At 63.4% G+C, this 11,755-nt stretch carries 11 protein-coding genes; 9 read left to right on the top strand and 2 right to left on the bottom strand.

What is annotated here, in order from left to right; all coding sequences use genetic code 11:
• Positions 1-12: 12 nt before the first annotated feature.
• From odhB to ACX93L_RS18250, 7 genes are all read left to right on the top strand, one after another.
• The gene (odhB, locus tag ACX93L_RS18220) at positions 13-1,251 is read left to right on the top strand and encodes a 2-oxoglutarate dehydrogenase complex dihydrolipoyllysine-residue succinyltransferase (protein WP_459406119.1); all 1,239 of its coding nucleotides are present in this window, start codon (positions 13-15) and stop codon (positions 1,249-1,251) included.
• Positions 1,252-1,345: 94 nt separating this feature from the next.
• Entirely contained in the window at positions 1,346-1,981 is a 636-nt protein-coding gene (locus tag ACX93L_RS18225) for a LysE family transporter (protein WP_459406120.1), read from the top strand.
• 1 nt (position 1,982) lies between these two features.
• Positions 1,983-2,483, top strand: a complete 501-nt coding sequence (locus ACX93L_RS18230; protein WP_459406121.1) for a hypothetical protein — start codon at positions 1,983-1,985, stop codon at positions 2,481-2,483.
• Complete coding sequence (locus ACX93L_RS18235; protein WP_459406122.1) at positions 2,480-3,232, top strand: SDR family oxidoreductase; 753 nt, start codon at positions 2,480-2,482, stop codon at positions 3,230-3,232. Before ACX93L_RS18230 ends, ACX93L_RS18235 begins: the two co-directional genes overlap by 4 nt.
• Positions 3,233-3,257: 25 nt before the next feature.
• Positions 3,258-4,664 carry a dihydrolipoyl dehydrogenase gene (gene lpdA, locus ACX93L_RS18240; protein ID WP_459406123.1) on the top strand — a complete coding sequence of 469 codons (1,407 nt, stop codon included), beginning with the start codon at positions 3,258-3,260 and terminating at the stop codon, positions 4,662-4,664.
• A 114-nt stretch (positions 4,665-4,778) separates the two neighbouring features.
• Positions 4,779-5,279, top strand: a complete 501-nt coding sequence (locus tag ACX93L_RS18245) for a cytochrome b (RefSeq protein ID WP_459406124.1) — start codon at positions 4,779-4,781, stop codon at positions 5,277-5,279.
• 40 nt (positions 5,280-5,319) lie between these two features.
• Positions 5,320-5,811, top strand: a complete 492-nt coding sequence (locus ACX93L_RS18250) for a DUF2867 domain-containing protein (protein ID WP_459406125.1) — start codon at positions 5,320-5,322, stop codon at positions 5,809-5,811.
• Here ACX93L_RS18250 and ACX93L_RS18255 read toward each other — a convergent pair.
• Together ACX93L_RS18255 and ACX93L_RS18260 are read right to left on the bottom strand one after the other, a co-directional pair.
• Complete coding sequence (locus ACX93L_RS18255) at positions 5,801-6,895, bottom strand: TraB/GumN family protein (RefSeq protein ID WP_459406126.1); 1,095 nt, start codon at positions 6,893-6,895, stop codon at positions 5,801-5,803. The genes ACX93L_RS18250 and ACX93L_RS18255 overlap by 11 nt on opposite strands.
• Before the next feature lie 85 nt (positions 6,896-6,980).
• Entirely contained in the window at positions 6,981-7,916 is a 936-nt protein-coding gene (locus tag ACX93L_RS18260; protein ID WP_459406127.1) for a tyrosine recombinase XerC, read from the bottom strand.
• 137 nt (positions 7,917-8,053) lie between these two features.
• On the opposite strand from ACX93L_RS18260, the gene ACX93L_RS18265 reads away from it, so the two are divergent.
• Together ACX93L_RS18265 and ACX93L_RS18270 are read left to right on the top strand one after the other, a co-directional pair.
• Entirely contained in the window at positions 8,054-8,953 is a 900-nt protein-coding gene (locus ACX93L_RS18265) for a GNAT family N-acetyltransferase (protein ID WP_459406128.1), read from the top strand.
• 312 nt (positions 8,954-9,265) lie between these two features.
• Positions 9,266-11,629, top strand: coding sequence for a methyl-accepting chemotaxis protein (locus ACX93L_RS18270; protein WP_459406129.1), 2,364 nt, complete (start codon positions 9,266-9,268; stop codon positions 11,627-11,629).
• The last annotated feature ends 126 nt before the right edge of the window (positions 11,630-11,755 follow it).

The following is an 11,755-nucleotide window of genomic DNA, read 5'->3' on the forward strand; positions in this document are numbered from 1 at the left end:
GGAATTGAGATCATGGCCACAGAAATCCGCGTACCCACCCTGGGTGAATCCGTCAGCGAAGCCACCGTCGGCACCTGGTTCAAGAAGGTCGGCGATGTCGTCAAGGCCGACGAACCGCTCGTCGAACTCGAAACCGACAAGGTAACCGTCGAGGTTCCGGCTCCGGCTTCGGGCGTGCTCACCGAAATCGTTGCCGCCAATGGCGAAACCGTCGGCCTCGGCGCGCTGCTCGGCCAGATCGCCGAAGGTGCATCGGCTGGAGCCGCCGCTCCGGCTGAAGCCGCCAAGCCCGCCGCACCGGCTGCCGCTGCCGCTCCTGCTGCCCCGGCCGTCTCCGCTCCGGCTCCCGCCGCAGGCGCAATGCCGGCCGCTCCGGCCGCCGCCAAGATGCTTGCCGAAAACAATCTCTCGGCCGACCAGGTCGAAGGTTCGGGCAAGCGTGGCCAGGTTCTGAAGGGCGACGTGATCGCCGCCGTCGCCAAGGGCGTGACTGCCGTCGCCGCTCCGGCCCCGGCAGCCGCTCCGCGCGCACCTTCGGCCGCCGAGGACGCCGTCCGCGAAGAGCGCGTCAAGATGACCCGCCTGCGCCAGACAATCGCGAAGCGCCTGAAGGACGCCCAGAACACCGCGGCCATGCTGACCACCTACAACGAGGTGGACATGTCGGCCGTGATGAGCCTGCGCAACAAGTACAAGGACATCTTCGAGAAGAAGCACGGCGTGAAGCTCGGTTTCATGGGCTTCTTCACCAAGGCCGTGACCCATGCGCTCAAGGAACTCCCGGCCGTCAACGCCGAGATCGACGGCACCGACATCGTCTACAAGAACTACTGCCACATCGGCGTCGCCGTCGGCACCGACAAGGGCCTGGTCGTTCCGATCGTGCGCGATGCCGACCAGATGTCGATCGCCGAAATCGAGAAGGATATCGGCCGTCTCGGGAAGCTCGCTCGTGACGGCGCGCTGTCGATGGCAGACATGCAGGGCGGTACCTTCACCATCTCCAACGGTGGTGTGTACGGTTCGCTGATGTCTTCGCCGATCCTCAACGCGCCGCAATCCGGCATCCTCGGCATGCACAAGATCCAGGATCGTCCGGTCGCCATCGGCGGTCAGGTTGTCATCCGTCCGATGATGTATCTGGCGCTCTCCTACGACCACCGGATCGTCGACGGCAAGGAAGCCGTGACCTTCCTCGTTCGTGTCAAGGAAAGCCTGGAAGATCCGGAACGCCTGGTTCTCGATCTCTAAGACAACACTTGCGAGAGGCTGCCCCGGCAGCCTCTCGTGCAATCCGGCATAGCGGCCAGCCGCATACTTGCGCTGCGCCGGAAGGGAAACGACGATGCACGCCTATCTCCTGGAACTCGCATCTCTGATGGCCGTCTTCTCCTTCGCGATCGTCGCGCCCGGCGCCGACACCGCGATGGTCATGCGGCAGGCGATGGTGCATGGGCGCCGCGCGGCGATCCTGACCAGCGTCGGGATCGGCACGTCGCTGATGTTCCATGTGACCTATACGATCCTCGGCCTCGGCATCATCATTTCGCAGTCGCTTCTCCTGTTCGGCATCATCAAATGGGTGGGTGCCGCCTACCTCATCTACATGGGCGTGATGTCGCTTCGTGCCGGCAAGACCGAGCTGGAGCCCTCTGTCGGTGACAAGGAAGCGCCGCGCCAGAGCGCGTTCCGGGCCTTCGGTCTCGGTTTCCTTGCGAATGCGCTGAACCCCAAGCCGGTTCTCTTCTTTCTGTCGATCTTCTCGGCGCTCGTCAGCGCCTCGACGCCGGGCATGGTGAAGTTCGGCTACGGTCTCGTGATGGCAACCTGCCTGATCACCTGGTTCGTCGGCGTTTCCTTCTTCATGACAACGCCGCGTATGCGTGCGGTCTTTTCTCGCATGAGCAAGTGGATCAACCGGGCGTCCGGTCTGGTGTTCATCGCCTTCGGGCTGAAGCTTGCCGCGGCAAAGGCGAATTGAGATGAGGCGCCGCCGGACGCTGGGGACCGCGTTGGCTTTCTGCGGCGGCGCTTTGCCGGCGATCGCCGCAGACTGCCCGATTGAACGGGCCGTCTATCGGGAAGCGGAAACCAACATGGAGATCCGTTTCCAGGCGGCGAGCGGCGAAAACACGCCTGTGAGCCACCGCTTCACGCTCACCGCCCCTTCGAACAAGACGACCGTCGAAGGCCATGTGATGTTCGACCCGGAAATCGAACGCCCCGTCGCGATGGTGATGCATAATTGTCCGGAAGGGGATGTGACGGGGGCGGATCTCGCTGCCTGCACGATCTGGACCGGCATCATCTACGCTGCCGACAAGGCGACCGGTCATATCGATCTCCTGCCGGCCGAAGGAGCCGCTGCGCCGGACAGCCTGCTGCTGCCGGGCTTCGGTCCCGCCGTTTCACGGTCAGTGATCGGCAAGGATCTGAACGCGATGTCCTGGGATGTGTTCGAGCGTCAGGAGTGCTCGAAATGACCGGCCGGCCCGTCGTCCTGATCACCGGCGGAGGCCGTGGTATCGGCGCAGCGGTTGCCCGCAAGGCCGCCGCCCAGGGCTGGGATGTCCTGATCAACTATGTCACCCGGAAGGAAGCGGCGCAGGCGCTCGCCGATGAGATCCAGGCGGTCGGCGGACGTGCCGAGATCGTGCAGGGCGATACCGGCACCGAAGAGGGCATTGCCGCTATCTTCGGAGCTCTCGACGAGCGCTTCGGCCGGCTCGACGCCCTGGTCAACAACGCCGGCGTCGTGGACCAGGCCGAGCGCGTCGAGGATTTCAGCCGGGAACGCCTGGACCGCATGTTCGCGATCAACGTGATCGGCAAGATCCGTTGCGCGGCCGAGGCGGTCCGGCGGATGTCGACGAAGCACGGCGGACAAGGCGGTTCGATCGTCAACCTGTCCTCCATGGCGGCAATCATCGGCAGTCCGGGACAATATGTCGATTACGCCGCCTCCAAGGGCGCGATCGACACCTTCACGGTCGGCCTGTCGAAGGAGGTCGCAGCCGAAGGCATCCGCGTGAACGCGATCCGCCCCGGCATCATCGATACCGATATCCACGCGTCCGGCGGTATACCCGACCGGGCGAGTGCCATGGCTTCGGCGATCCCCATGCAACGTCCCGGCCAGGCCGGCGAGGTTGCCGACGCAGTTCTCTATCTCATGTCCAGCCAGGCATCCTATGTGACTGGCGCCATCTTGAATGTCAGCGGCGGACGCTAGTCGCCGGAAACGAAGGAAGCAGCCCATGTCTTACGATGTCATCATTATCGGCTCCGGCCCCGGCGGTTATGTCTGCGCAGTGAAGGCCGCCCAGCTTGGTCTCAAGGTCGCGGTGGTCGAGAAGCGCGCCACCTATGGCGGTACCTGCCTCAATGTCGGCTGCATCCCGTCCAAGGCCCTCCTGCACGCTTCGGAGACCTTTCATCACGCGGCCCACGGCATGGATGCGCTCGGCGTCGAGGTTGCTGCGCCGAAGCTCAACCTCGCCAAGATGATGGCCCACAAGGACGCGACCGTTAAGTCTAACGTCGAGGGCGTTTCCTTCCTGTTCAAGAAGAACAAGATCGACGGCTTCCAGGGCACCGGCAAAGTGGTTTCGGCCGGCAAGGTGTCTGTGACTAACGACAAGGGCGAGGAGCAGATCCTCGAGACCAAGAACATCGTCATCGCAACCGGCTCGGACGTCGCCGGCATTCCGGGCGTTGCCGTCGAGATCGACGAGAAGGTCATCGTGTCCTCCACCGGCGGCATCGCGCTCGACAAGGTTCCCGGCAAGATGATCGTCGTCGGCGGCGGGGTTATCGGCCTCGAGCTCGGTTCGGTCTGGATGCGCCTCGGCGCCAAGGTGACGGTCGTCGAGTATCTCGACACCATTCTCGGCGGCATGGACGGCGAAGTTTCCAAGCAGTTCCAGCGCATGCTCGCCAAGCAGGGTATGGAGTTCAACCTCGGTGCCAAGGTCACCGGCGTCGCAAAGTCCGACAAGGGCGCAAAGGTCACCTTCGAACCCGTCAACGGCGGTGAGGCGCAGACCGTCGACGCGGACGTCGTGTTGATCGCCACTGGCCGCAAGCCCTACACCGAAGGCCTCGGCCTGGCGGAAGCCGGTGTTGCCCTCGATGGCCGCGGTCGCGTCGAGATCGACGGCCACTACCGCACCAATGTCCCGGGCATCTATGCCATCGGCGACGTCGTGAAGGGCCCGATGCTCGCCCACAAGGCGGAAGACGAAGGCGTGGCGCTCGCCGAGATCCTCGCCGGCCAGCATGGGCATGTGAACTACGACGTCATCCCGGGCGTGGTCTACACGCAGCCGGAAGTGGCCTCGGTCGGCAAGACCGAGGAAGAGCTGAAGGCCGCGGGCGTCGCCTACAAGGTCGGCAAGTTCCCCTTCACCGCCAACGGCCGCGCCCGTGCGATGCTGGCCACCGACGGTTTCGTCAAGGTTCTCGCCGACAAGGAAACGGACCGCGTGCTTGGCGTGCACATCGTCGGTTTCGGTGCCGGCGAGATGATCCACGAGGCGGCCGTCCTGATGGAATTCGGTGGTTCGTCGGAAGACCTCGGCCGCACCTGCCACGCCCACCCGACGATGTCGGAGGCCGTCAAGGAAGCCGCGCTCGCGACCTTCTTCAAACCGATCCACATGTGATCCAGGTCAGAGATTAAAAGTTCTCCATGTTGAGGGCCGCGTCTTGCTTAGCAGGGCGCGGCCCTTATCATTCGGAGGTAATTGCCCTCAACCTATTGATAAAAGGCAACTCTGATGTCCTCCTCCCCCGTTCTTTCCTATTCCATTCCCCAGCGTCTGATCCATTGGCTGATGGCCGGTCTGATCCTTTTCAATCTCCTCTTCGCCGAAGCCATGGAAGAGGTGACTGAAGCCTTCGAAGAGGGCCAGGCCCCCTCTGCGGACATGATCGCATCGGCCAATATTCATGCCTATGTCGGGATTGCGGTGCTCTGTCTTGCGATTATCCGTGTCATCCTGCGCCTCACGCATGGCGCGCCGGAAGCTCCGGCCGATGAGCCGCCGCTGGGTAAGATCGCCGCCAAGGTTGCTCACGGCGCCTTTTACCTGCTGTTCTTCGCCCTGCCGATCACCGGTGCGCTGGCCTATTACGGTGGCGTCGGCGCTGCCGGCGGCATCCATGGCGGGCCGATGAAGCTGCTCATGTGGATCCTCATCGTCGTGCACGTCGCGGCCGTCCTGGTGCATCAGTTCGTCTGGAAGACCACCGTTGCCCAGCGCATGACCAAGGGCTGAGAGTACGGCCTGCGGTTCAGCAAAGAAAAGAGGAAGCGCCATGGTGCATATTGTTCCGGAAGACCCGGCGCTTCCGCATTCCGCCCTGCCGGACGCCGACTGGGCCGATCGCTATGTCGTCCTGTCGCCGGAGCGCGGCATGCCGGCGATCCGCGCGGCGCGGCTGGCGCTCGGCCAATCGCCGGCCTGGGTCCGGGGGCTTCTCATGCTGCGCAACCGCATCGTGGCGCCGTTCGGCCTGAAGGCCGCGGAAATGAAGCTCGGTGAAGCGGGCTCGGTCGGGGCTTTTCCGGTGGTCAGCGTGCGCGACGACCAAGTTGTGCTCGGCTTCGATGACCGGCATCTGGATTTCCGCATCGTGGTCGACGTGCTTCCTGCCGGAGCGGAGGGGAGCAGGGTCGCGGTGACGACGCTGGTCGACCGCCACAATCTCTTCGGCCGGCTCTATATCCTGGCGGTCACACCGTTCCACCGGCTGATCGTTCGCACGACGCTGGCGCGCCTGGCCGATCCGGCGGTGCTCAGCTGTTGACGGCGGTGACCGTGAAACCCTGCTTGCGCAGCAACTCCACCAGCCCGTCCTTTCCCGGAAGATGGAGCGCGCCGACGGCGACGAAAACATTGCCCTCGACCAGCATCGGCGCCGCTCGCTCGGCCATGACCTTGTTGCGGTCGAGCACGATGCGCTGTTCGAAGGCGGCGTAGCCACTCTCGTCCTCACCGGGCTTGCCTGGGGTGACTGCCGCCAGCATCGGCATCGTCATGCCGGTCTCGCCGGCAAGATAGAGCGTCGTCATGGTTTCGATCACGTCGTCCATGCGGTCGCCAAGTTCAAGTGTCTCGATCAGGGCCTGCAGATGGAATTCGACCGGCAGGTCGGCCATGGCCTTCAGTTGCTCCGCAAGCGTTTCCAGTCCGGCGACCTTCTTGCCGGACTTGATCGCATCTTCGGCGATCAGCTTGTCGAGGAAGGAGGCGCCGCCTGCCTTGCGGGCGATTTCGCAGGCCGGCAAGGCGACGAAACTCGAGATGATCCACGGCTTCATCCGGGCGACTGCGGCAAGGGCGAGCCCGCGTTCCTTCAAGCCGTCCTCCAGCAGTGTCGCGTCTTCAGCGGAAAGATGGTCGCGGATCGTCGTGCCGTCCATGAACATGGTGAGTTCCGGATGCATCAGCATCGCCGCGGCAGCCTTCTTCTCGTCGAGGATCTCGTCGGATTCGATGACGATGGTCGAGGCTTCGACAGCCGCCGAGCGCGCCGCCGCCGGCATCGTGAGCACCCGCGGGTCGGTGACGTGCATCGTGCCAAGCAAATAGGAGGGCTTGAGGCCCTCCTTTTCGATCTTCCAGAAGAGGCCCTTGCCGTTCGGCGTCTTCTCCGCCTCGGCGAGGATCTTCCGATAGGCGGCAGGGTCACTCTGCTGAAGGCCGGGCAAGAGATCCTTGCCGTTGCAAGTGACCGGTTCGGCGGCGTTCGCCGGCGCGACCGACAGGAGCGCAACGACGACCGCGGCAAGCAATGCCAGCGGCAGGGCTGCTGCGAGCCAGAGGAGAACATCGCCCGGCGACGTCATCGTCAGCCTGTGGCGGAAGCGGTCGAAGGAAAGCGCGATCATCAGCCCGTCCGTTTTTCGGTCGCGGCACTCTAACGACGGGGCCCCTCACGTTCCCTTAAGAGGTTTGGTTAATGCGGGCGGCTTCTCAGGCGCGAGGATGGGCCTTGTCGTAGACGTCGAGAAGGCGCGCGGCATCGATGCCGGTATAAACCTGTGTCGTCGAAAGGCTTGCATGGCCGAGCAGTTCCTGGATCGTGCGCAGGTCGCCGCCGCTGCCGAGGAGGTGGGTCGCGAAGGAATGCCTGAGCGCGTGCGGAGTTGCCGAATCGGGCAGGCCGAGGGCCGAGCGCAGGCGCTGCATCTCGCGCTGGATGATGGCCGGCTGCAGCTTGCCGCCGCGCGCCCCGCGAAACAGCGGTTCGGTGGCCGGCAGGTGATAGGGGCAGAGTTTGACGTAAGCGTCTACGGCCTCGTGGATCGCGGGAAGCAGGGGCACCAGCCGGGTCTTCGAGCCCTTGCCGGTGACGCGGAGTGAAGTCGGATGGCCGGTGAAATCACCCGGCGTGAGGTCGAGCGCCTCGGAGATGCGCAGGCCACAGCCATAGAGCAGGGTGAGTACCGCCGCATCGCGGGCCGCGATCCAGGGCTCTTCATGTATCTGGGCCTCGCGGCTGACGATGGTCATCGCCTGGCTGCCGGACAGCGGTTTGGGCAGAGACTTGGGTTGCTTCGGGGAGCGTATCGCGCCAGCGCCGGCGGCGTTGACCAGGCCCTTGCGTTCGAGGTGCCTGAGGAATGACCTGAGACCCGCCAGATGACGCCCGAGCGAGCGGGCGCCGGCCCCTTCCTTGCGGCGGAAGGCCAGAAAGGATCGAAGGTCCGCCGGGCGCAGGGCCGAGACATCGCCGATGCTCGCCGGCCCGCCGACATGGGCGGTCAGGAAGGACAGGAACTGCCGGGTGTCGCGCTCATAGGCATCGAGCGTGTTGGCGGCGAGCCGGCGTTCGCCGGCAAGACTCTCCAGCCAGGCGGCCCGTTCGGCCAGCAGGTCCTCCGCGGCGAGAATCAGCAGCTTGTCCACGCTGTTTCCTTTGCAAAATCATGTCGGCGGAGCATGTCATCCCGATCGTTAGGGAATGGCTAACGCAGGAATTGTCTGTCATTCTTCGATCACATTGGACTGCGATAGAATTGAGCCCGGTTTGATCGGAGTTTTGCATGACGCGGCGTGATTCGATGACCACTTTCGAGCAATTCGCCGAGGCCGTGGCCCTGGTTTCGCATGGCAAGCCCGGCCACATCGTCGATACCCTGATTGCCGAGCGCGGCCAGAAGATCGTCAAGAGCCCCCTTTGGCCGGTCATGCGGCCCTTCCTCTACACATTGCTGCGCTATGCCAAGGCGATCGAGTTCGCCAACGACATCGCCAACATGCCCGGCTACCAGGCCTTCGAATATCTCAGCGATATCCTCAGGCTTGAAACCAATGTCAGGTTCGGCGAACGAATCCCCGACCGTGGCGGGTTCATCCTGGTCAGCAATCATCCGACCGGGATCGCGGACGGCATCGCCATGTTCGACCTCCTCAAGGAGCGCCGGCCGGACATGATGTTCTTTGCCAATCGTGATGCGCTGCGCGTCAATCCGCGCTTTGCGGAGATGGTCATTCCCGTCGAGTGGCGGGAGGAGCACAAGAGCAAGTTGAAGGCGCGCGAGACGCTCAAGCTGACGACGCGGGCGGTCGAGGAGCAGAAGGCGACGGTTCTCTTTCCCTCCGGGCGCATCGCCTACTGGGCGAACGGCCGGTTGAATGAGAGGCCGTGGAAGACGTCCGCGGTCGGACTGTCGCGCAAATACAATCTGCCGATCCTGCCGGTTCACATGGCGGCACGCAATTCGGGGCTCTTCTACTGGTTCGCCAAATGGTCGACGGAACTGCGCGACATGACGGTATTCCACGAACTCTTGAACAAGAAGGGCGACCGGTTCGACTTCACGGTTGGCCGGATGATCCAGCCGGACCAGTTGAGCGGTGATCCGGCCGACGTGACGGCCGCGCTCGAACGGCATACCGTTCATGCGCTTGCGGCGGATGGCAATGCGACTTTTTCGTTCTGACGTCCGCTTTCTGCCCTGAGAGAGGCCCTACCTCCACGCTTTGAACTGTCGCCGGTTGCAGTCCAAGGGCGGGCGTCGGTGCAGTGAGACGCAGGTGGCGGAAACCAGGGAACTGATCGTCGGGAAGCGTTGATTGGCAAGATGTCGCGCTTTTGCGACAATTTTCGAATTTGCTTTATTAGCTCCTTTGTGTGGGGTCTTGGCGATCGATCTTTGTTAACCAGTCTCGCCCCCAAGCTAGTCCCGTACAAAGGGGCTAGAAGCGTCCTTCGCAGGTCCCTTGTCTCACGCGCTCGGTGAAGGGAAATGCGAATGCGCTTCAAGTCTATACAGCTTAAAATTGCGGTTCTTTCCGGCATCTGCGTGATGGCCGCCACCGCCGGCTTGGTCGGCTATGGTATCGTGGCCGCAAGCAACAACCGTGAATTCGTCGCCGGAGCCGTGACCGGTCTGACGGACGTGAAAACCAAGCAGAGTCTCCAGACTCTTGCGTCCACCCAAGCCGGCATCATCCGCACGTCGCTTGACGGCGCCTTTGATGCTGCTCGTGTCATGGCGCGCAGCTTCGAGATGCTGGCCGGCGAGGCAGCCTCGACCCCGGCCGCAACGCGCCGCGACCAGCTCAATGCCATCCTTCTCAACGTGCTCAAGGACAACCCTCGCTTTAACGGTACGTACAGCGCCTGGGAGCCGAATGCCCTCGATGGTGCCGATGAGGCTTTCCGCAATCGTCGTGATATGGGGTCGGACGCCACAGGTCGTTTCTTGCCCTACTGGACCCGTGATGCCGCCGGCAAAGTCGCACTGCAGCCACTCGTCGAGTATGACAGCGCCGACCACCATCCGAACGGTGTCATGAAAGGCGGCTGGTACATAGGTCCGCAGAAGGGTCAGGGCGAAAGCATCCTCGATCCGCTCCCCTACATTGTCCAGGGTAAGAGCGTCTATCTGGCAACTATGTCCGTGCCGATCACCGTCAACGGCAAGTTTGCCGGCGTGGCCGGGGCCGACTTCGATCTCGCCTTCGTCCAGAAGCTTGCCGAACAGGTAAAGGCTTCGATCTACGGCGGAAACGCCTCTGTCTCGATCGTCAGTCACATGGGGCTCGTTGTCGCTTCCAGTGAAAAGCCCGAAACAATCGGGCAGCCCTTTGATGCTTCCAACAAGGATCTGTCGAAGTATATCGACGTCATTCGCTCCGGCAGGGACGAAGTCCAGGCCAATGGCGACTTCTTCAAAGCCTTCTCGCCGATTGTCATCGGCCGCACCACAACCCCTTGGGCCGTGATGATCGACGTGCCGCGTGAGGTTGCCATGGCCGAGGCCACCCGGCTTGATCAGGACCTGACGGAACGCAATGCCAGCGACGGCGTGCTGCAGATCGCAGTGGCGACGGTGATCGCGCTCGGTGGCGTTGCCGCCATGTGGCTGGTTGCGCGCAGCATTTCCGGACCGATCCGGCAGATGACGGCAAGCATGCGCACGCTCGCCGATGGCGACACGTCCTGCGACATCCCGGGCATCGGGCGCGTGGACGAGATCGGGGCCATGGCCGCAGCCGTCGAGGTCTTCCGAAACAATGCCATCGCCAATCGTCGGCTGGAGGAGGAGGCCGCGTCCAGCCAGGAGGCGAGCGAGCGTGAGCGCCGGCGCAATTCCGAAATCGAGCGTGCCCGCGCGGAAGCCATGACCCATGCGACCGCGGGGCTTGCCGATGGTCTCAAGCAGCTGTCGGCCGGCAATCTGACCTATCAGCTGCGTGAACCGTTCGCGGCTGAATTCGAAAGCCTGCGCAGCGATTTCAACGCCGCCGTCGCCCAGCTCGGCAATGCGCTCAGCTCCGTTGCCGAGGCCTCTCGCTCGATCGACTCGGGAACCCGCGAAATCAGCCAGAGCGCCGATGATCTGTCAAAGCGGACAGAACAGCAGGCGGCCTCACTCGAGGAGACCGCGGCTGCCCTGGACGAAATCACCGTCAACGTTGGAAATTCGTCCCGGCGTGCCGATGAGGCGCGCTCCGTCGCCGTCCAGGCCAATGCCAGTGCTGCCCATTCTGGTCAGGTGGTGGCGAGTGCTGTCGATGCGATGCTGCGGATCGAGCAGTCCTCCAACCAGATTGCCAACATCATCGGGGTCATCGACGAGATCGCCTTCCAGACAAACCTCCTCGCACTCAATGCCGGCGTTGAAGCGGCCAGGGCAGGGGAGGCCGGCAAAGGCTTCGCGGTCGTTGCTCAGGAAGTGCGCGAGCTCGCCCAGCGTTCCGCCCATGCGGCGAAGGAGATCAAGGATCTGATCCGCAATTCGAGCACCGAGGTCGAAAGCGGGGTCAAGCTGGTCAAGGACACCGGCGAGGCACTGAAGACCATCGAGGCCTATATCGTCACCGTGAACCAGCACATGGACGCGATCGCCACCTCCGCTCGCGAGCAGTCGGTCGGGCTCTCCGAGGTCAATAGCGCGGTCAACCAGATGGACCAGGTAACCCAGAAAAACGCGGCCATGGTCGAGGAGGCCAATGCGTCGAGTGCCACGCTCGCGGTGGAATCGCAGCGGCTGCGTGAACTCATTCGCCAGTTCCAGCTTGCGGACAGCAACCGCAATGCCGTTGCCCAGCTGCGGCAGGCGGGTGCGGAGATGGCTGCGGCGCGGCCGCGATACGCGACCTACGGCTAAGTTCCGCAGTTATCCGGGGAAGACCGGGCGAAACCCGAAAGGCCCGCAGCCGTCGCTGCGGGCCTTTCTCTTAGGGGCAGTCTTTTGGGTTTCCTTTCGTGGGAGGCAAGGGCAAACATGACGTCC

Source organism: Rhizobium sp. CAU 1783 (assembly GCF_054551725.1).